Here is a 21207-nt window from a genome sequence, read left to right as displayed (position 1 = left end):
AGGCGAGCTGTTGAGTGATCCGCTCGTGTTTGAACCGCTGGTTGACACACAACGCGAACACACATCCTGTCCGCTTGCATAAGTTGGCGGCGACGGTTAATCATCGTCGCCTCCAACTATCTGATTTCTCCTCAAGATCATTTCCAAATTATTCCACACCATCCCTTGACTTGAGGTATATACATCGCAAGTTATTTTTCCTTTAGAAAAACCAACTTTCTCATAACAACGAATCGCGGCTCTATTAAAGTCGAATACGTTTAGTCTTATCTTTCTAAGCTTGAACTGCCCGAATCCGGTTTCGACAGCTTGCTTCAAAGCGATTGATCCTATACCAGCCCCTCTATACTTGGGATCGCCGATTAAAAATCGGCCAATCACCGCTTCTTTCTTGGTCGAATCGAAACGGCACAATTGCAATGAACCGATCATTTCATCACTAGCTGTTTCAACAATTTTATAAATAAACACATCCGATTCAATAGAGTTAATTCCTCTATGATAATGGCTAAGCATCTGTTCAATGGAGAGAGGAAATGTATAGGTTAATCCAGCCCATTGAACCATAAAATCTTCATCGTGATTATTGATCCAACTTACAATTGTTTCAAAGTCCGACTCGTTTAACAACTCCAATTTAATATTCATGGTTCCCCTCCTTCGGCAAACATTCAACTCTAGTATCAAACCGAATTTCCACTAAATCTCCCCATATTTATGGTACATATCCCCAAAATTGTTTCAAAACGCATACTCCGAATTCCGTTTTATGCGAGAATCTTTGCAAATCAGTCCCTTCACATCTTGAAAACCCGACTAACCGCTCTTGAACAACCGCAACCAAAAACAAATTCCTTGAGCGCTCTGTATCTGTTATGATCATTCGTTCAAACCCCGGCACGTCGATGAACGCTTCCCCTTGTCCCCGGTCCAGATTTTCGGTCTCGCCATCAATACGCAATCTTAATTCGGACAACTCTTTGGCATCTGCTTCGGTTGCAGACCTGATCGTATAGTTCAGCCCGTTGACATTAAATTGTTGGTTATTAATGATCATAATATCCTCCATCCGTTAAAAAGTTGAAAATGCCGCTCACCATCGATCTTTTCTATTATTATAGAATCTTTCGCTTCATGCAATGATCAAAACAGCAGCCCCGGAGAACCTCCCCGGGGCTGCTTTGCTTTTACCTGTCGTCCATATGTTTTTAAAACTTGATCCGCGGAACGGACTTCTCCGCTTCGTCGATATGAAAGAACGGTTCCTCGCGGAAGCCGAACATGCCGGCTACGAGATTGTTCGGAAAGCTCATGATCGCCGTATTCAGCGCTTCTACGGTGTCGTTATAGAACTGTCTCGCGAAGCGGATTTTATCCTCGATCGCCGTCAATTGCTGCTTGAGATAAAGAAAGTTCTCGTTCGCTTTCAAATCGGGGTAGCTCTCCGCCACCACCATCAGTCTGCCCAGCAACCCGGCAATTTCGCCGTTTGCCTCCGCTTTTTCTTGTATCGACCCGGCGGATGCGTATTTCGTTCTCATCTCGGTGACGCGGCTGAGCGTTTCTTTCTCATGCGCCGCATATCCCGCAACGGTTTCCACCAAATTGGGAATCAGATCAAACCGATTTTTCAACACTACATCCACCTGCGACCAATTGTTGCGAACCCGGTTTTTTAGCATGACCAATCGGTTGTAAATGATAATGAGCCACAATACCAGCAAAACAATAATCGCAATTCCAATATAAACGCCCATCATAGACACCTCCCTTAGAATGCCCCGCGGCCACCTCCGCCACCTCCGCCTCCGCCTCCGGAAGAGAACCCGCCTCCGGAACCTCTTGAAGACGGCGCATGGCTCCTTGCGGTCGATATCGTCTTGTCGAACGAATCGGCCAAATGGTCGTAATGCTGTTGGAATCCGCCGCTCGTAACGGCCGAATGCACCGGATAATGCTCGTGATCCGACTGCGGAAGATTCATGCGGGAAATGGCGATCATCTTCTTCGCCTCGCCGAGCGATATTGCGTAGACGAAATAGTGCTCCCACAGATGAACGGCCATCGGTTCCCTCGACGCGATCTGGCTGTAATCATGTAAGAAACGTTTGAACGCCTTCCATTTGGAGCGCTCGGTCGCCCCGAATTTCGTTCGTCTTTTTAATTTCATTCCGATGAAAAAGAGCGGGACCGCAAAAATAAACAGCCACTTAAAAGCATCAGGCACGAGGAACAATATAGCAGCGATTTGTGCGACGGCGGCGATCAAGGCGATATGTTTACCGGTTTTGGACGCATCGAAGTATCCCAATTGTTGCGCTTCTTGAACGACCAGAGCTTTCCATTCGGCCCACCGTGCAAGAAAGGCTCTGGCATTAGCTTTATGGGCGGCGAACTGGCGGATTTCGGACAGATGCACTTCGTCGTTATGACCCAACTGCCTGAAAAACCAGTTGATCGCCATGACCTCATGAGGTTTCAACCCGTCTGTCCGATCGTCGATCAACCTAAACCAGTAATCGGTTATATCTCTATGGAACAAACCACCGTCCTTCTTGATCACTTGCATGTCGACTCTTTTTTTGCGAACCAGATCAATCAACGTTGCCATCAGATCCCTGGGCTGCAGGTCGTAATCGACCAGATAGCTAGCTACGGCAGGCGTCACGTCGCCGGGAAGTTCGCGATAATATTTTCCTCTCCAGTCCGGTTTGAATTCCATACCGAATTTGATATAAAGAATGACCGCGGCGGCCATATTGGTGATGAATAGGGCAATAGAATAATAAAGACTGCTTCCCCACGGACTCGGTTCGGTATTCCGCGATTTATCCGCTTCATCCGCCCACTTGAGCTCCTCTTGCTTGATTTTGTCCAGCATCGGAGAAGGATCGATTTTCGAACTGTTCGGGACGTAGGAAGCGGGAAACAACACTCTGACTTCCAGATTGTGTTCGGGCGGCAGCGGGTTAACGTTGTACCGAACGATGCCGTCGCCGACATCCACCGTTCCCGACAACGGTCCGTGTCCGAACGCCAGAATGTCCTCCTTCTTTACCCCACCTGGCAGTTCGACGTCGATTTGCACCACGCCAAGCCTGCTTGGGTTCGTTTGATCGAAAAACTTCCAGTATAACTCGGCGGTATCGGCGTATACTTGCACAACATTTCTGAATTCGTAAGTGAATTTAAACTTTTTTGTCTCATTGTTGGCTTGATCGTAAACTTTGTACTGGATTTGCTTGCCATGGCCGGACTCTTCTATTTTAAGCGGAATTTCCTCCTGTGGGGTTACTTCGAAGGCTTGAAAATGATCGATCCCGTCCGATCCGGAAGTATTCAGTTGTACAACAATGCCGTTATAAGCCCCGTCGAAACGATACGCATCCTGCTCGGTCACCTTCATGCTGCCGTCCGCATCGATACGGGCATGAATCTCCACTTCATCGATTTCAAACGAACGATCCTTCGCAAGAACGGGATGGGCGTACAAGAGCAGACATAACAAGCAAGCGAGCCCCGCGGCAAGTTTGGAGAAAAGGACCAAAGCTTTTTTATTCGGATTGACACTGCTCGCCTCATCTTTCACGAATGGCTCCTCCCTGCTTAGCTTAACTTTTTCTTATCCGATCGGTCGTCAGCGATGAATCCAGCAAATTTGCCATAAATATTATAGTAGCCTCATCCATTGTAAAGGATGAGGCGCTTCAAAAACGCTTCGATGCAGAAAAACCTCCGAAAAAGCTCACAGACCCCGGAGAATCTCCCCCGGGGCTGTGAGCTTTACCTGTCGTCCATAGTTTTAAGCATCCGCAGCAAGAACACTGCCGCCTCCGCCCGAGTTGCCGTCTCATTCGGAGCAAAGCGGTTGCCGCTCCTTCCGCTTGTGATCCCCAGTTTGCCGAGCGCCGCCGCCGAGCCTTTAGCCCACTGCGGAATAGCGGCATCGTCGGCAAAGCCGGTGCCGGCTTTTGGATCTGCAGGCAGATGGAGTGCCCGGGCAACAATAGCCGCCATTTCCGCGCGGGTTACGGCAGCCTCCGGCCGGAAACTGCCATCTGCATAGCCGCGGATCAGTCCCGCCTGCGCCGCTTGGGCAACCGCCCGGGATGCCCAGGCTCCTATCTTCTCCCGATCCGTGAATGCATCCGGCTTCCCCTCGCCTTCCAGCTGCAAGGCGCCTGCCAGCATGACGGTGAACTCGGCCCGCGTAATATTCCGGTTCGGCTTAAAGGTGCCATCCGGATAGCCGCGGACAACACCGATCGCTACGGCCTGCTTGATGGCAGCTTCCGCCCAATGCCCGGCGATATCGCTCAGCGTCACTGCCGGCTTGACCGGCCCGGCCGGCTCCCTGGACTGACCCGATCCCGGTTCCGGCTGCGGAGTTTCCGGTTTCTCCGGCTTTCCTTCCGGCTCCTGCTTCTCAGGCAGCGTCGGCATGTATGGGTAACCTCCTCCGCCTCCGGATACCTCTGCCAGGGTTGATGCGTTCTGACTCAAGCTCTCGCTTTCATTCCCTGCCGCATCATAAGCCTTCACAGCGAATGTATAGCTCGTATCCGGCTGCAGGCCTGTGACTGATAGTGCAATATCCTTCGGTTACATTCGCGTACTCCTTGCCGTCAACGTAAACCCGGTAGCCTGCTACAAGTTCTTGCGGACCGTCATTCCGCTAATTGCCTCCAATCACTCCGAAAATCAGGTAAAAACCGCAAATAACGGATCCTCTGTTGTTACAATGTCCACGAAATCTCCACTTTTCCTGTGTTTGAGCCAAATAAGGGATCCGCTTATACATTCTTAGATGATCTCGACGGTAAGTTGCGTTTTGTTCGTATCCCTTAGCCGCGGAACATATCCCATTAGTTATTGATGGGTTGGAACGTACCCGACCACAACGAGAATAAGGAGCACCACCACCATATCGTATGCCCGGCAAAATTACATCGCTTTGTGGTCAATTTATTTATTTGTTATAATTTCATAAATGAAATATCCCGTGAGGAAGCACCTCTGAAAATTGTGTATTGGGAGAGTTAGTTCATGCGAATCAGAGAGATAGAAGAAAAAGATAATAAGCAAGTAGAGAATCTTATTAGAACTTGTTTAGTAGAATTTGGGGCGAATAAGCCAGGAACTGCATGGACTGATCCGAATTTAGGAGATTTCTATCATCTGTACAGATCCGAGGGCTCTAAATATTGGGTTGTTGAGGAAAATACAAAAATAGTAGCTGGTTGTGGTATCGGACCGATTAAAGGCGTTCCGGATATTTGTGAATTGCAAAAGATGTACGCATTAAAAGAAACGCGTGGCACAGGAATTGCAAATGATTTACTCGGGATAGCCCTAGATTTTGCAAAAGAACATTATAAAAAATGTTATCTTGAAACGTTTAACAATATGGTAGCAGCCAACAAGTTCTATAAAAAGAACGGATTCATACCATTGGCAAAGCCTTTAATTGAAACGGAACATTTTGCATGCGATGCATGGTATATTAAAACACTGGTCTAGCACTTTATTTTTTCAGTTATTACCCGCCAATCAAGAGAACAACAAGAGGAGCAGTTGCCGCGGCTTGCTGCTCCTCTCCTTCTCCGTAAAAGTTTAACGATGAACTTTTTTCTCTTACTCTAATCCCATACCTTCGTCAAATCCAAGCATAATGTTCATATTTTGAATGGCTGCCCCCGAGGCGCCTTTTCCCAAATTATCAAATCTAGCAACAAGTAATATTTGATCTGTATGACCAAAAACAAATAGATCCAAATAATTTGTATTATTGCATTGCATGAGATTAAAGAAACCGTCTTCAAGATATGCCTCAGAGTCGTATGGGATAACTCGAATAAAACGTTCCTCTTTATAATATGAGGCAAGAAGTTCTTGAATATCTCTTGCCGTTACATTTTTTATAAACATTTTAGGAAAGAGAGGAATAGTAACTGCATCACCCTGATAATAGTTTCCGACTATTGGAGTGAAAAGCGGCGCTGAGTTTAACCCGGAATATAGTTGCATTTCCGGAAGATGCTTGTGTTTAAGGTTGAGTGCATATTGTCTTGGCGCAAAAAGCTGTTCTTTGTTTGTGTTCTGATATTCAGCTATTAGTCTCTTACCTCCACCACTATATCCTGTAACCGAATAACAAGACGCAGGGTAATCCCTCGGTATAATTCCTTCAGCTATCAAGGGGTGCATAGCTAAAATAAAACCTGTCGCGTGACATCCTGGGACAGATACCCTAGATGAATTTTGGATTTTACTTCTTTGATTTTTATGTAGTTCCGGTAATCCGTAGGTCCACTCCGGGTTCGTTCTAAACGCTGTACTAGCGTCAATGATTTTGGTCTTATGATTACTGATCATAGATACGGAATCCCTCGAAGCGGAATCCGGAAGACAAAGGAACACGATATCGGCTTCATTTAATAACGCCCTACGGGCTTCATCATCTTTTCGCTTTTCCGACTCAATCTTGATGATTTCTATGTTAGAAATCTTAGATAAGTAATCGTGTATTTTTAAACCTGTTGTACCTTCTTGACCATCTACAAATATTTTATATTTCACCTTTCCACCCCTTACCATTTATAACGTATGTATAATTATATATTGAAACGAATATTTATTCAATTGTGAAAGCAAATAATACAGCCAAGTTCTTTCCCTAGCCTCTTAGCTTCTGTCAACATGATTTTTCCATACCCTTTGTTTATGTATTCATCAGCTACTCCAGCGATGTATTGGCTTAAATGTGGTTCTGCGGACTGCAGACCTTACTGTACGAACCAGTGAGAGAAGCTCCCTGCATGGAGTAATACAAAAGAGAAACTTAGCATAAAAAAGACGCTTCCGACAGAAGCGTCTTTATCACCCAAGAACAAATGTTCGTTTTTTGAAGCGATTAAATTAAATCAGGACATATTTGACTTTCATATTATTAGTATAAATCATCCGTAATTATAAGTCTATATTTTTTCAGGATAATGTTCTATAGTTTGTATACCCGGCCGGGAAGCGATGTTGTGGGAAGAGGAAGGTATTATGCAAATAAGTTTATGGAATATCAATTTGAAAGTCCGGTTAATCGGAGAAGCACTGTTTAACATGCTATTTTGGATGTACTTTCCGTTTATAACCGTATATTTCGGTGCGGCATTAGGCAATCATATTGCAGGCATTTTGATGACACTTCCTCCGATATTCAGCATAATAGGAGGTCTGCTTGGAGGAGCTTTAGCAGACCGGTTAGGGCGTCGTCCCGTGATGCTACTGGGTGCTTCAATTCAGACGGTGATGTTTGCATTGTTTGCGGTATCACCATCCCATTGGATTGATTATATCGCATTTATCGGCATAGGACTTGGGGGAGCTCTATACAGTCCTGCAAGCTCCGCAATGGTTGCCGACCTGGTTCCCGCTTGTAATCGTCGCCAGATCTTCGCAACGTTTACAACGGCCAATAATATTGGCGCCGTAATTGGGCCTGCACTTGGAGCCATCTTCTTTTTCCATTACCGACAAGTGCTGTTGTGGACTTGCGCATTGGTCATGCTCACGTATGTTATAGCTATCTATTTCATTGTTCATGAAACACGGCCACAAATGGCGAAACAACCTGAAGCTTCAACGTCTATTACCCAAGTATTCATGGAACAGTGGAAGGGATACGGCATTATTTTTCGCGATAAAGTGTTCCTCATTTATATTTTGGCAGGCATCTTTGCCCTAATGGCCATTATGCAATTGGATCTTTATTGGGCTGTTTACGTGATCAACGAGGTACCTGCCCAAGCTCTATTCACATGGATACGAGATTCCCTTATTCTGTCCAGTACGGAGATCTTCGGATGGTTACTGGGATTGAACGGTTTATTGTTTGTTCTGCTTATCCTTCCTGTTACGAAATGGTTCTTACATTGGAAAGATCGCAATGTATTCATTCTATCATCGCTCCTTTCAGGAGTAGGTACATTCTCTCTTGGACTGGGCACCAATATATGGTATTTGTTTTTCGTCACAGTAAGCTTCACATTCGGTGAGATTGTACGCTCTCCAGTGACACAGAGCTTTATTAGCCGTTATGCTCCGGATCATGCAAGAGGACAGTACATGGGAGCCAACAGCCTGCAGAATGCCATCGCGAGATTTTTTGCCCCGGTGACGGTTTTCCTATCCAACTGGGTAGCGCCTGTGGGAATATTCAGCATCATTTTGGTGTTTGCTTTCATCAGTATAGTGTTATACAATCAGTTATTTAAAATCTATGTGGAGAAGCCGGAGGCAGCGAATTGATGGAATCGTAAATACTGTCTGATTTCTGCTTCCGATTTAAATAACCGCTACCACTCCCGGTACGCCAAAAGTGCTACAAAAAACACGCTCCCTAGTGCGACATTGAGCCATCCAAGAAAACGGGCTACACTTTTTTCCTTGCCCATCTTTGCCAACTCATACCTCCTTACATCCAACCGTAACATCAACAACCCGGTCATCAAAAATAAGGATATAATGTAACCTAAGTGCCCCGCGAACTGAGCGTAAGTCATGATTGTAACCTCCTCAAGTTTTCCAAATCGTCCTGTATGTTATTTTGCTTTCATACCAACCCGGCGAATACGTGAATCTACTTTAATATCGAATGAAATGTCTTTGTACATTTCCTGCCATCGCTTTTTTGTTTTGATATACCGGTTCCAATATTGCGGTTGTTTCGCTCGTACATACTCGCCGAAACCGAAAATATCGGATTGTTTCCTCTGTGTTTGTTTAATTAAATCTTCGTATACTTTCATAATCGATTTCTCATCTTCCTTTTCGATTTTTTTAAGGATGTTGGAATTATCTACTAGAAATTTCTCGTTTATTTTTTCTTCCACGTTGATATCCATCCGGACGAAAACAGTAATATGTGGAATCCCATTTTTGATCCGAGCCTCAATTTTTGATTTGCGATGGGTTGCATACACAGTAACCGTTCTCTCGCCGCCCACATTGACCATCCCCCGGTACCCTGCAGGATTGATCCCTTTAATCCCCATGTACCCTGCGATTTCAAACGGTTTCGTTACGCCGACCAATTTGTCGCCTTTAAAATAAGCTAACCCTTTGATCTCCATATTTTTTTCTTTTATCAATTGCACATAAGGAAGAAATCCTTCCTGCCCTTTCTTTGAAGAATTGCTCCAGAACATCCCTACATAATCGGTTGGAAGTTTGCCTATCTTGATGGCGTCATCCAACGTCGACATTAGATACAGTGTCGGCACACGTTCCAATTTCGGCGAAGCCTTCATTAATTCTATAGCAGGTCCTTTCGAAATCATCATCCAAGCCATTCTGCGTACTTCCGGATTGCGGCGAAGGTAATCGTTCAAATTTTGCAATCCTTTCTTAGCCACCGCTTCGGATACAACGATGACGCGCAAATGCCCGAAGAAGAGTCTGCCTGAGATCTGCTGATCCAAATTCATAAGCGCATCATCGATCGTGTGACCAAATACCTCGATAACCCAAACGGTTTGTTGCGCCCCCTTATCCCCTCCTCCTCCGCTTTCACCGGGTCCGAGCGGAATTCTCCCAGGAAGGGCGATCTGCACGGCGATGCGAATCATGTCTTTCTGCGGTATAGGGAATTTCCCGCGAAGGTAAGTAATTTCGTCCTCTTGTTTTTTAGCTCCCGGGCCCGCCTCGTCTATCGAAACCCCCAAAACGACAGCGCGATCTTCAATTTCGAGACGATCCCAGCATCCTGTCAGCAGTGGAAAAGCGAGGAGAATAACGCTTAGAAGCTTCAACTGTTTAGTCCATCTGTTTACGCCCAACACGATCCCCTCTTTTCCTGCGAAGAATAGCTATCAATAACAGCATGCCCGGATAAGCAATCGTAATAACGAGCCCGATGCGGCCCACATTTTGAATGATTTCGTACATATGTATGATGTTTTGAGGGAACATGGCGACTATAAAAACAACCGGCAGGATGAAAAAAGAAAATATCCTATGGTCGCGTAAGCGAAACAATCTGCTCGCTAAGTGAATCGTAAGAAAATAACTGGAGAGGAGAGTGGTAAACACGGCCGTCACCCATACCGCAAGAAAGGCTGCATCAAGACGTTCCAGAACATTCGCAGGCAAGGAGGTCGCTTTCGCTAACTCCAATGTCGGCCAGAGCAAGAACTTGATCTCTTCAGCCCCGAACACGCTGACAGTCGCCGCGACAATCGTAACATACAGCCCTCCTGCGATCACCATTCCCCAAACACTAGCCTTCATCGCCTTCTCGGGTCGACGCATGGCCGGAATTACTGCAGTCACAATGAAGGACCCTTGAAACAAGGCGGTTATAGTAATGGCCCCCATCAAAATACCCCCAGTCTCGTTTCCCCAAATCGGCTGTAGATTTATCACCTCGGCATTTTTCAATGAAAGCGCGACGATCAACAAGCCGGGCACCAGGAGTAAGGGAGTATAGAAATAATGAATGTAAGCGAATGTCGTGATGTCATTCCGCGTCGAGATGGCTGCCAAAAGCAGCATGACAATAACGGTGACTTCCACAGGGGTTCTTGTCAGAACCGATGTAACGACCACTTCGCCAAACTCACGTGCGGCAAGAGCTGTCAACAAGGCAAAGAAGGCAACGATGAACGCACTGCCGATCCAGGCAAACCATTTTCCTATAATCTCCTCGCTGTATTGGATGATTGATTGATTCGGAAAACGCATGCCGAGCATCGTAATCAACGCTAGTCCTATAAAGGCAATCAGGACACCAATCAGCGTAACGAGAGGAGCACCCGAATCGGCTGCTCGAACAGCAAATAAAGGGAGAGGAAGTACGCCGACCCCTATAATCGTACTGACAAGAATGGCAATCGCTTGAAACACGGTTATCTGGCGTTGATGCTCCATTGGTTAACACTACTCCTTCCGCTCATTGAATTTTAACGGATCCAGCACATTACCCGGCGGTTCCTTAAGTTGTTCCACCATGCTGTCGTCTAATCTGGTCTTATCGAGAATATTTAGGAACATAGGCCGCTTTTTCATCCACCAAAAAGGGCTGCGTATGATCAAATCTTTCATTCCTTCGTAATTTCCAGGAACAAGGGGGCTTAAGTAGGGGACTCCAAACGATTTTAACGAGAGAAGATGATTCACGATGAGGATCAATCCGATCATTATACCGTAAAGGCCAAAAATTCCAGCCAAAATAATGAGCGGAAATCGCAATAGCCGCAGTGCCAAGGCTGCATTGTAGGCCGGAGTAGCGAATGACCCGATCGTTGTCAAGGCGATAATGACAATGGTGATAGGGCTTGCGAATCCCGCAGCCACCGCGGCCTGTCCGATAACGAGCACGCCGACGATGGAAAGAGCGCCGCCAACTTGTTGGGGTAATCGGATCGTCGCTTCCCGCAATACTTCCATGGATATTTCAATCAGTAGCACTTCGATGATCGCTGGGAAAGGGACGCCAGCCCGCCCGCCGGCTACAGCTACGGCAAATTCGGTCGGAATCAACTCCGGGTTGAAGGAAATAATTGCAACGTAAAGGGCCGGAAAGATTAGCGAGAAGATTAAGGCTACCAACCTTGCCAGGCGAATTGCGCTCATCAGTAGAAATCTTTCCGTATAGTCCTCAACCGTTTGATAAAACTGGTTAAAAATCGTCGGTACGACCAAGGCTAACGGCGAACCGTCGACTAATATAGCGACCCTTCCTTCCAACAAGTTGGCGACGACTTTATCCGGCCGCTCCGTATACTGAACTTGCGGAAATGGGGATAGATGGTTATCCTCGATAAATTGTTCCAAATAACCCGAATCAAGCACCGCTTCGATATCGATATTGCTAAGACGTTTATTTACTTCCTCTACAAGATCAGGGCTTGTAATGTCTTCCATATAACATATCGCGACTTTGGATTTGGTTCTGCGGCCGAGTTGCATCGTCTGGACACGAAATTCCGTCGCCTGTAATCGATAACGGAGCAGGGCGATATTCGTCCCCAACAGTTCGATGAAACCATCACGCGGCCCCCGAATCAACTGTTCGGTTGCCGGCTGGTCAATCGCCCTCTTCTCTATATTGCGCGTACCGATCAGGAAAGCTTCCTCTAACCCTTCGACCGCTACGACAGTCTCCCCGCGCAGCAATCCCTCGATGAGTTTCGTAAACTGGCTTTCCAATTTTCCTTCACTGTGATACAGCGAATCGTAGAGAAGGACATCCTTTAATTGACTGTATTCAATGGTCTTCCCTTCTAAATGGTGGGGCAAATACATGAACGGTTTTAATATATCGAGGTTAATTAAAGCTTGGTCGATCATATTGGAATAGTAAAACATGACTGCCGGGAACTTTCCGAAAACGTTGAAGCGGCGCATCACAAAGTCGTCATTCATGCCTAATAAGCTCTTGATCAAATCGATCGTACGTTCCAAATTCCCATCTATTCTCGCGCTCTGGTGTTGATCCAATACTTGATCCGACACATGGATAGACATCTGTTTCTTTGATTTTTTGAACCTCTTTAAAAAAAACATTTAGCACCTTCCAATCCCAATTTCTACCATTTATCAGTTGAAATATTGGTTTGTTAGTTGTTTATTCTATACTTTTCACATGCTCGTTATACAAAATTAGCAAACTTATAATGGGATTACGTATCATATGAGGCTGAGTCATGGTCAGAAAAGTAGCATTTTTTATCGTTTCAGAAAAAAACAAGCGGCTAACTTGAGCCGCTTGTTTTTCAAGGGGATCTCCGTACTTCGGGTCATCCCATGTCTTGTTCAAGTCATCGATTTGCTTATTTTTTGAATGAACCATCTGCTTATTTCCGCCCAAAGCCAGCTATACAATAGCGAGAAAACATAAACGATTACGATCGCACTCAGGTTAAATGTAGAAGAAACTGCAGGTCCCATCACAGGAAAACGAAAGACGTAAAGCAATAACATGATGCCCGCCCATAAAAAAATAGATCCAATCATAACAACCGCTAGACGTGACTTCGAATATAAAAGTGAACCGCCAACCCCGAGCGCCAAGAGACCTGTCGTGAAAGGGAAAACGATCAGTTCGCTTGGTTGAATAAAGAAGAGCAGCAACATTGTAAGAAGGTAAGCGGTTAGTCCCGAACCAAGAGAGAGGACGGTGCTTAACATAATGGGGGCTGTAGCGAGAGGACTCATTAAGAAGCCTATCCCCGGCAGCAATCCTCCCATAGATTGGAAAATAGCAGATACAGCGGCAAGAAAAGCGACGAAAATGATTTTTCTTGTGGCGGAATCGGTTGTAGAAAAGCGTTTGTGAATCACGGAGATTTCTGTGCAGACAGGTTTTAACCAGTAATTTTTCATAGCACTCACCATTCAACAGCAGTATCATTCAACCAGAAACAGAGAAGGAGAAGAACCAACGTGAAGCTGACAATAACCCAATCGCGCCAGCCAAAGCGTAAACGGCTTGCTCGGATTCCATTGTCCGGTAAGTAACATCGGGCATCCATAGCAAGCGCCAATTGGTCCGCACGGCGAAAAGCTGATACGATCAAAGCAAACAGAAGCTGGGGCAATGATCGGATTTTTATCCAATAGCCGCCTTTAAAATGTGCGTTTCTCACTTTTTGCGATTTCAAGATCGATTCCGTTTCGTCGATAAAGAGCGGAATAAATCGGATAGCTACCGTGAACATAAACACAAAATGCTGGACAGGAAACCGAACAAAACGAAGAGGGCTCAAAATGGCCTCCAAACCGGCTGCGAGCTCTACTGGAGTCGTTGTTATACTGAGCGATGAAGCCGTTAAAATAAATAACATCAGCTTGCAAGGGACGAGTGTGGCATTTTTAAAATCATTCAACATCAGGTGATAAAGAGCCAGCGCGAGGAGAAGAGGAATCACCCCTTTTAGGCCATTCCACAAATAATTAAACGGCCAACGGGAGACAAAGATCAAAAGGAATGCAGCGATCCCATAACAAAACATGCTTAATAAATCGTTTGAGCTGGTCACCAAGGATAAATAAGTAGCTGCAAAAATAAGTTTTGATCGAGGATCAGCGTCATGCAAAAAAGAGCGTTTATTCAAATACAGTCCGAAAGGTAGAAGTCTAAACCATTGCATGCCATCAGTCCCCCCAATTGAGACTGGCGAGGAAAGAGACCAAGTCCGCTTCTTTATAAATGTTGTCTGGAACGTTTAGGGCGAAACGTCTTTCGAGCATATCAATATAACGAAGCAGCGGTGTTTTCGCAAAACCGATTTGTTCCAGCTGTTGCCAGCGGGTCCGAATTTCGCAAGGAAGGAAATCCGCGAACAATTCGCCATGAGCTAAGACAAGAATCCGATCTGAATATTCAAGCGCCTCTTCAAGCCGGTGCGTGATATAGAGAACGGTCATTTTTTTCTTTTCATGAGTCCGCTTTAAGAGCGATAAGATTCTATTACGTTCACAGCCGTCAAGGCCGGAAGTCGGTTCGTCCAGTATGAGAATTTCCGGTTCCGCAACCAATACTCCTGCCAGTGCAATTCGCCGCAATTCCCCCCAACTGACTTGAATTGGCGATAATTCTTTGAATTTGGCATCATCTAGCCCTACGGCTTCCATGCTTTGTTTGACACGCTCCGCAATCCATTCGGGCTTCATGTCCAACCGGTTCAATCCTGCACTTATGTGCTGGAAAACCGTATCTTCGAGCACCTGGTGCTCTGGGAACTGAAACAAACAGCCCAGGCCTTTCCAAAGACGACGGCGGTCAGCCTTTTTCGTCAATTGGTAAGGTCCGACCCTCAATTCACCTGAGTGAGGAGGGATCAGGCCGCCGATCATTTGCACGAATGTGGTTTTCCCGCTCCCCGATGGTCCCATAATCGCCACGAACTGACCGGCTGGAATATGCGCTGTAAGCCCCTCAATTGCCTTTATTTCATAAGGGGCTCCGGCTGCAAGCAAACAGCTTGCATTCTCTAAATAGATATCCATCATCAATCGGCCCATTCCATTTCACTAGCATTAAGCCAATGCAGCCCACGTTGCGCGGCGATGTCATGCATTCGTACCGAAAAAGGAGGAAGAAGCCCGGAATCTGTAAAAACAGCCAAACGGCCTGCCGCTTCCAAGGGCGTTCCATCAAACCGGATCATCCCTTCCCGCATAACCACAAGACGATCGGCCGTAACAATCTCCTCCACCTCATGGGTGATCTGGATAATCGTGCATCCCTTGTGATGCAGTTCGGACATGATCTCATAAATCTGTTTGGCACTTTGGGGATCGAGCATCGAAGCAGACTCGTCAAAAATGATGATTTTGGGCTCCATGACGAGAATACCGGCAATCGCCAACTTCTGCTTCTCCCCGCCGGAAAGTAAATGGGGAGGGTGGTCTTTCTTTTCAGACAGCCCCAGCAACTGCAAAACAGCGCGGCACCGGCATTCTGCTTGTTCCAGGGCCACGCCGATATTATGCAAGCCGAACGCTGTGTCTTCCTGAACAGTCACCCCGACAATTTGATTATCCGCATTTTGGAAAACCATCCCAACTGCTTGTCGGATGTCCAGTAGGTTCCGAGAGTCACATAACGTCTTTCCGCAAACGGCGACTTCACCCGACGTAGGACGGACAAGGCCATTCATCAACCGAACCAACGTTGATTTGCCGGATCCATTTGTGCCTAAAAACGTAACCCACTCGCCTCTACGAACGGTTAAATCGATTTCCCGAAGTGCCCAATCCTGCCGCGAATCGTAGCGAAGCCAAACATCCTTCATCGATATAACGATTTCCATGCTACCTCCCAATTACCTTACAATAACCGTAAATTATATTCAAATAGAGGGATCATTAGAACAAATCGAAATGTAGCTGGTCCGCAGCATCCGGCTTGTTGAATAACACGTAAATAGTCACCCTGATTGCTGGTCAATGCTTCTTTTATCACTACTTTTGCTTGATCCGTAATGTTAATCGTGGATTCCTCCTGTTAAGTATTTAAAATGAGTTGTTTGAGCTGCGTATAACCCGTAATTTCGTTCGCGTGCCAAGGAATGACCGCGAAGTGATGATCAGAAATCTCACGCACACGTTCAATCCAGGGCAACTCACCAGCAGTGCGAACTTGTAATATCGGGTCTTTTGTAGCCGTCATTGCCATGCTTTGGTTAATCACCCACCATTTCGGCATAATACCGGCTCGCCTTAAATCCTGCATCAGCCGTTCGGCTTCATAGACTGGCGTTGTTTCCGCCAGAGTGACCATAATTATGGCGGTCTCTGCCGGATTCCGCAAGCGCGGCAGCAGGTTTTTTACCGATAATGGAATTTCTCCGGATGAATGGGCAATCTCCTTGTGGTACGCTTCGGTCGCATCCAGCAAAAGCAGCGTATGCCCCGAAGGTGCTGTATCAATAACAACGATCTCTTCGTTGGCCCGTTCCACAAGATCAGCGAATGCGCGAAAGACGGCGATTTCTTCGGTACATGGGGAATTTAGCTCTTCCTCGGCATACGCAACGCCTTGTTCATCCATCGTTTCTCGCGCTTTGGCCAGCACTTCATCCCGATATTTTTTCACTTCCACTTTTGGATCAATCTTGCTCATAGAAATGCGTGCTTTAATGGTCTCGCCTATGACATGATCGACGTGCGCGGCCGGATCGGTGGTCGTCAGATGCACCTGGTGCCCCCGTTCCGCCAGACCAACCGCAATCGCGCTGGCGATCGTTGTCTTACCGACGCCGCCTTTGCCCATTGTAAAAATGACACGCTGCCCGTTTCTTTCAATATCATCGAGCAGGGTCCCAAGCTGCGGGTAGCTCTTGCTTGTCGTTTCGCCTGCGGCTTGAGGCACAACTTTATCGCGGACAAATAACTGGCGAACGTTCTCTGCCCCAGTCACATTAAAGGCAGCCAGCGCAACGGCATAAGTGGGAAGCTTCTGCAGGGCGGTCGGTTTTTTCGCAAGTGCGGACTTCTGTCGCCCAGCGAAGGCTTGCGCCGTCGGATCGCCGGCAAGGGGGCTGTGCAAATATCCATTTACAATCAGGAGTTGATTGTGAATGCCGATATCGGCCAGTTCTTGAGATGCGCGGGCCGCTTCTTTCAATGGCGCGTCATCCGGCCGTGTCACCAGTACCAGCGACGTGAACGCTGGATTGCCCAATACCTCGACCGTGTGCTTGTATATCTCTTTTCGCTGGTCCAATCCGGCCAATAAACCGCCGCTTGTTGTTCCCTCTTTGGTGTTATGCAAAAATTCATTCCAGGCACTCGGCAATTGTAACAAACGCAGCGTGTGGCCGGTCGGTGCGGTATCAAAAATAATGTGATCGAATGAACGGATTAGTTGTTCGTCCGTCAGCAGATGAGAAAATTCATTGAAAGACGCAATTTCAACAGTGCAGGAACCGGAAAGCTGCTCTTCCATTTGAGTCACCACCACGTCTGGCAGCTTTCCCCGATACGGCCCCACTACATCCTCCCGATAGCGAGCTGCCGCCTCTTCCGGATCCAGATTGGTCACAAAGAGCCGCGGCACTTCGGGAATCGGCTTATGATTCATATCCAATTCGGTTTGGAACACGTCCTGCAAGTTAGAAGCCGGGTCTGTACTGACGAGCAACACCTTCTTGCCCTGATCGGCCAGCACAATGGCTGTTGCACAAGCAGTGGAGGTTTTCCCAACGCCCCCTTTGCCCGTGAAAAAAAGGTACGGGGTTTTCGGGATGTGATTGACATCAAAGAGTGGCAAATTCAACATGTTCATCCCTCCTGTTTCTTGATTTCCAATTGAATCCGTTGTTTTCCTTCAAGCTCCCCTGGGTCTACCTCGGTCCATGCTGCCAATTCTTCATTGAAGGGCAATCGGTGTGTTTGGACGACCTCTCCATTGATCAAGGTAATCGGCAAACAGTTGGGATCATGGGACAGCCTTTCATTTACGGCCGAGTTTTCCTCGAATTTGGCGGTATCGCTTAAAATGTTGTATCGATACACGTCAAACCCTTGTGCGGCCAATTGGGTGATCGCGACCGCAAACCGAATCGAATTACGCTTTTCTTCCGGATTCGTTACGCCGGTTGAGCAACAAGCGCCTGCCTCAAAGATTTCAATTTTTTTCATCGCTGTATCTTCCTCGATTCATAGATATTTGCAATTTGCAAGTATATGCGAAAAGAAATTACCCCAAAGGGGTCGTACAACATTGGCTGGATTTCGCCATGGCATCATTTAAAAGCTTAATGGAGCGAATGACCGTTTCTTTTTCAAACTCATTCATGTGAGAGAAGACTTCACCTAAATAAGCGTTTATTTGCTGATCAATCGTCGTCGCCACATATTTACCTTCTGTCGTCAATGAAAGAATATACACTCTGCGGTCGTCCGGATCGGGTGCTTTTTTCACTAGATTCATTTTGATTAACGATTGAACTTGGCGGCTAAAAGTCGTGATATCGGTACCTAATGCCTCGGCTACCTGTTGAATGGAAGGTTTATGCTGATGGTCAATCTCATAAAGAATGTGACTTTGGACTAAGGAAATATCGCAGCCACCGGCCGAACAGCAATTTTTATTAAGAAACCCGAAACGACGTGTCATGATTTGAAATAGTTCGCGAATGTTTTCCACTGTGTTTCACCTCATTGTCTTAGTTATACACGATATATTTGTAATTTGCAAATATTTTTTCGTTTATCCCATTATACGATAATCCACCACCAATAAAGCCAGCTACCATTTAACAAGACATTCATCTCTGGTAGTACAAGAAAACCACTCTAAACAGTGGTTTCCTGCGTGCTTAGATAGTTTTTTTCAGACGACATAGACTAAACCCCTTTTTTAAATGAGCCAAATTCAATCGGAACCGGGGCCGTTGGCGGCGCGCAGCACAAAGACAAATCCCTGGCTTCTCCGGCTGATTCGAATTCGGAATCTTCTTTTGTATAGAAAATCTCCCAAGCGTTTCCGTCTGGATCGTACACCCAAACTTTATCTTGAACCGCATAGCAGCAGGTCGTATTCATCTCATCTATCAGCAGCAGACCGCTTTGACGGAGCCTTTCCCCCATAGCTAACACTTCTTCCGTATTATTCACTTGGAATCCTAAGTGATTCAGCACACCCTTTTGTTCAAAGGGGCGGACATTGAGCGAAAAATGAAGCGCCGGTGCTTCTAACTCAAATTTGGCGTAATTCTCTTTGATTTTACTTGGTTCTGCCCCGAAAAAAGCGCGATAAAAGTCAAGAGCCTTGTTCAGATCGGTACAATTTAAAGCGACATGCATTCGTTTGATCATAGCAACCACCTCATTTCCCTTCTTTGACGAACTGTTCAATGCGGCTCTTAATCGAGTCGCGAACGCTGCGGAACTGGCTCATGATTTCTTCTTCCGTTCCGGTCGCTTTGGCCGGATCATCAAAACCCCAATGCCATTTGGTGACGTTCTTGTTAGAAATCACAGGACAATGCTCGTCGGCATGGCCGCACAGGGTAATCACATAATCAACCCGGTTCAGCAGCTCTGGATCAATCACATCCGACGAATGACCGCTAATATCCACGCCTGCTTCCTTCATCACTTGAACCGCACGCGAGTTGAGCCCGTGCGCTTCAAGCCCGGCACTTTTCACCTCATATTTGTCGCCGCCTAACGATTTGAGGAAACCGTCCGCAATCTGGCTTCTGCAGGAATTCCCCGTGCATAAAAAGTAGACTACAGGCTTCTTTTCCATGGTCATGTCTCTCCTTTTATAAAATCAAAATGGGTCAAGCGCCTTGTTGCCCTTTTTTGGTTTGTTTGCTTTTGAGTAAGCTAACCGCAATCACTCCAAGTATCAGTGCGATAATCGCAATACTGAGCCATACGTTCACGTTCCAGGATTGAATAAAGAAGAGCCATGCATACAGACCTGTCAGAGTGATAAACAAGGTCGGAATCGTTAATAAAATCCCAATTTTAAAATAGTACCCCCAGCCGATTTTTACGTTTTTCGTGGACAGTACATGCAGCCAAAGCAATGTAGCCAGCGAGCCGATCGGCGTAATTTTCGGCCCTAAGTCGGAACCGATCACGTTGGCATAGACTAATGCTTCGCGTATGAATCCTTCGGTTTCTGTCCCTTGGATAGCCAATGCATCAATCATGACCGTCGGCATGTTATTCATAATCGACGAAAGGATTGCCGCAATAAAGCCCATACCTACGGTAGCTACATAAAGTCCTTGATCGGCAACAACTTGAATGACATTGCCCAGCGCATCGGTAAGCCCTGCATTACGCAACCCGTACACGACTACATACATACCGATAGAGAAAATAACGACTGCCCACGGTGCTCCTTTGACGAGCTTCCATGTATGAATGGCCGGGCTTTTTCTCGCCGCGAAAAGAAATGCGATGGCAGCAATTCCCGCAACAATGGAAACCGGGATCGAAAAAAATTCACTTGCAAAATACGCGATAAGCAAAGCAGCCAGAATGACCCAAGATAGCATAAAGAGTCTCTTATCCTTAATGGCCTCATTTGGTTGTTTTAATTGGGTAAGATTGTAGCTTTTCGGAATGCGCTTACGGAAAAACAAGAACAATACAAGAAGACTCGCGATAATGGAAAAGAAATTAGGCACGATCATACGGCTTGCATATTCCGCAAAACCGATGTCAAAATAATCGGCTGAGACAATGTTCACCAGGTTACTGACGATAAGGGGCAGTGATGCCGTATCGGCAATAAACCCACTGGCCATAATAAACGGCAGCACCATTTTTTCATCAAACTTGAGTGCCCGAACCATCGCGAGCACAATCGGCGTGATGATCAAAGCGGCGCCATCATTGGCAAACAGGGCTGCGACCGCAGAACCGAGCAGAATAATAAAGACGAACATGAGCACTCCACTTCCCCTTGCGAGACGTGCCATGTGCAGTGCCGCCCATTCAAAAAATCCAATCTCATCTAGCACCAAAGAGATTAAAATGATAGCGACAAACGCAAGAGTAGCATTCCATACGATACCAGTTACCGTCCCGACATCCGCGAAACTGACGACACCGAACAATAATGCAACTATGGCTCCAGCGCTTGCCGACCAGCCTATGTTCAACCCTTTCGGCTGCCAAATGACAAACGTGAGTGTCACTAAAAAAATTAGAAAAGCAACGTAACCCATGGCCCCCTCC

The 21207-nt window shown here is 46.4% G+C and carries 21 protein-coding genes and 1 pseudogene; 2 read left to right on the top strand and 20 right to left on the bottom strand.

Annotated elements, in window-relative coordinates; all coding sequences use genetic code 11:
* Positions 1–96 precede the first annotated feature (96 nt).
* The 5 genes and pseudogenes from ACFQ0N_RS05685 to ACFQ0N_RS05665 all read right to left on the bottom strand — a co-directional run bounded on the left by ACFQ0N_RS05685 (position 97) and on the right by ACFQ0N_RS05665 (position 4443).
* Positions 97–648, bottom strand: coding sequence for a GNAT family N-acetyltransferase (locus tag ACFQ0N_RS05685; RefSeq protein ID WP_379323707.1), 552 nt, complete (start codon positions 646–648; stop codon positions 97–99).
* A gap of 76 nt (positions 649–724) precedes the next feature.
* Positions 725–1057 (bottom strand): annotated as a pseudogene (locus ACFQ0N_RS05680) (GNAT family N-acetyltransferase); the annotation flags it as partial.
* Between the two features lie 151 nt (positions 1058–1208).
* A complete protein-coding gene (locus ACFQ0N_RS05675) occupies positions 1209–1757 on the bottom strand; it encodes a LemA family protein (protein ID WP_379323705.1) in 549 nt (182 codons plus the stop codon).
* Between the two features lie 14 nt (positions 1758–1771).
* A complete protein-coding gene (locus ACFQ0N_RS05670; protein ID WP_379323703.1) occupies positions 1772–3589 on the bottom strand; it encodes a DUF2207 family protein in 1818 nt (605 codons plus the stop codon).
* Between the two features lie 194 nt (positions 3590–3783).
* Positions 3784–4443 (bottom strand): S-layer homology domain-containing protein, encoded by a 660-nt coding sequence (locus ACFQ0N_RS05665; protein ID WP_379323701.1) that lies wholly within the window; start codon positions 4441–4443, stop codon positions 3784–3786.
* Between the two features lie 603 nt (positions 4444–5046).
* Here ACFQ0N_RS05665 and ACFQ0N_RS05660 point away from each other — a divergent pair.
* On the top strand, positions 5047–5520 hold the full coding sequence (locus ACFQ0N_RS05660; RefSeq protein ID WP_379323698.1) for a GNAT family N-acetyltransferase: 474 nt from the start codon (positions 5047–5049) through the stop codon (positions 5518–5520).
* A gap of 114 nt (positions 5521–5634) precedes the next feature.
* Here ACFQ0N_RS05660 and argC read toward each other — a convergent pair whose 3' ends face one another.
* The gene (argC, locus tag ACFQ0N_RS05655; protein WP_379323696.1) at positions 5635–6579 is read right to left on the bottom strand and encodes an N-acetyl-gamma-glutamyl-phosphate reductase; all 945 of its coding nucleotides are present in this window, start codon (positions 6577–6579) and stop codon (positions 5635–5637) included.
* A 474-nt stretch (positions 6580–7053) separates the two neighbouring features.
* Here argC and ACFQ0N_RS05650 point away from each other — a divergent pair, with 474 nt between their 5' ends.
* Positions 7054–8304 (top strand): MFS transporter, encoded by a 1251-nt coding sequence (locus ACFQ0N_RS05650; protein WP_379324283.1) that lies wholly within the window; start codon positions 7054–7056, stop codon positions 8302–8304.
* Positions 8305–8351: 47 nt separating this feature from the next.
* Here the strand turns inward: ACFQ0N_RS05650 and ACFQ0N_RS05645 are convergent, their stop codons facing one another.
* The 14 genes from ACFQ0N_RS05645 to ACFQ0N_RS05580 form a co-directional block, all read right to left on the bottom strand.
* On the bottom strand, positions 8352–8558 hold the full coding sequence (locus tag ACFQ0N_RS05645) for a CLC_0170 family protein (RefSeq protein ID WP_379323694.1): 207 nt from the start codon (positions 8556–8558) through the stop codon (positions 8352–8354).
* Between the two features lie 39 nt (positions 8559–8597).
* Positions 8598–9836, bottom strand: a complete 1239-nt coding sequence (locus ACFQ0N_RS05640; RefSeq protein WP_379323692.1) for a Ger(x)C family spore germination protein — start codon at positions 9834–9836, stop codon at positions 8598–8600.
* Positions 9811–10923, bottom strand: a complete 1113-nt coding sequence (locus ACFQ0N_RS05635) for a GerAB/ArcD/ProY family transporter (RefSeq protein WP_379323690.1) — start codon at positions 10921–10923, stop codon at positions 9811–9813. The genes ACFQ0N_RS05640 and ACFQ0N_RS05635 overlap by 26 nt, the downstream gene beginning before the upstream one ends.
* 9 nt (positions 10924–10932) lie before the next feature.
* The gene (locus ACFQ0N_RS05630) at positions 10933–12561 is read right to left on the bottom strand and encodes a spore germination protein (RefSeq protein WP_379323688.1); all 1629 of its coding nucleotides are present in this window, start codon (positions 12559–12561) and stop codon (positions 10933–10935) included.
* A 249-nt stretch (positions 12562–12810) separates the two neighbouring features.
* Positions 12811–13380, bottom strand: a complete 570-nt coding sequence (locus ACFQ0N_RS05625) for a hypothetical protein (RefSeq protein WP_379323685.1) — start codon at positions 13378–13380, stop codon at positions 12811–12813.
* A 5-nt stretch (positions 13381–13385) separates the two neighbouring features.
* On the bottom strand, positions 13386–14147 hold the full coding sequence (locus tag ACFQ0N_RS05620; RefSeq protein ID WP_379323683.1) for an energy-coupling factor transporter transmembrane component T family protein: 762 nt from the start codon (positions 14145–14147) through the stop codon (positions 13386–13388).
* Positions 14148–14151: 4 nt separating this feature from the next.
* Positions 14152–15009, bottom strand: coding sequence for an ATP-binding cassette domain-containing protein (locus ACFQ0N_RS05615; protein WP_379323681.1), 858 nt, complete (start codon positions 15007–15009; stop codon positions 14152–14154).
* Positions 15009–15812: an ATP-binding cassette domain-containing protein gene (locus ACFQ0N_RS05610; RefSeq protein ID WP_379323679.1), complete on the bottom strand. Its 804-nt coding sequence runs from the start codon at positions 15810–15812 to the stop codon at positions 15009–15011. Before ACFQ0N_RS05610 ends, ACFQ0N_RS05615 begins: the two co-directional genes overlap by 1 nt.
* Positions 15813–16006: 194 nt before the next feature.
* On the bottom strand, positions 16007–17782 hold the full coding sequence (arsA, locus tag ACFQ0N_RS05605) for an arsenical pump-driving ATPase (protein ID WP_379323677.1): 1776 nt from the start codon (positions 17780–17782) through the stop codon (positions 16007–16009).
* Positions 17783–17784: 2 nt separating this feature from the next.
* Positions 17785–18144, bottom strand: a complete 360-nt coding sequence (locus tag ACFQ0N_RS05600; RefSeq protein WP_379323675.1) for an arsenic metallochaperone ArsD family protein — start codon at positions 18142–18144, stop codon at positions 17785–17787.
* A gap of 58 nt (positions 18145–18202) precedes the next feature.
* A complete protein-coding gene (locus ACFQ0N_RS05595) occupies positions 18203–18652 on the bottom strand; it encodes a MarR family winged helix-turn-helix transcriptional regulator (RefSeq protein ID WP_379323672.1) in 450 nt (149 codons plus the stop codon).
* Between the two features lie 200 nt (positions 18653–18852).
* A complete protein-coding gene (locus tag ACFQ0N_RS05590) occupies positions 18853–19323 on the bottom strand; it encodes an ArsI/CadI family heavy metal resistance metalloenzyme (RefSeq protein WP_379323670.1) in 471 nt (156 codons plus the stop codon).
* Between the two features lie 10 nt (positions 19324–19333).
* Positions 19334–19759, bottom strand: coding sequence for an arsenate reductase (thioredoxin) (gene arsC, locus ACFQ0N_RS05585; protein ID WP_379323667.1), 426 nt, complete (start codon positions 19757–19759; stop codon positions 19334–19336).
* Between the two features lie 34 nt (positions 19760–19793).
* Positions 19794–21197: an arsenic transporter gene (locus tag ACFQ0N_RS05580; RefSeq protein ID WP_379323665.1), complete on the bottom strand. Its 1404-nt coding sequence runs from the start codon at positions 21195–21197 to the stop codon at positions 19794–19796.
* Positions 21198–21207: the final 10 nt, after the last annotated feature.

Source organism: Paenibacillus sp. GCM10027626 (genome assembly GCF_042676285.1).
Lineage (GTDB): Bacteria > Bacillota > Bacilli > Paenibacillales > Paenibacillaceae > Paenibacillus_Z.
This window is presented reverse-complemented; position numbering and strand designations above follow the sequence as displayed.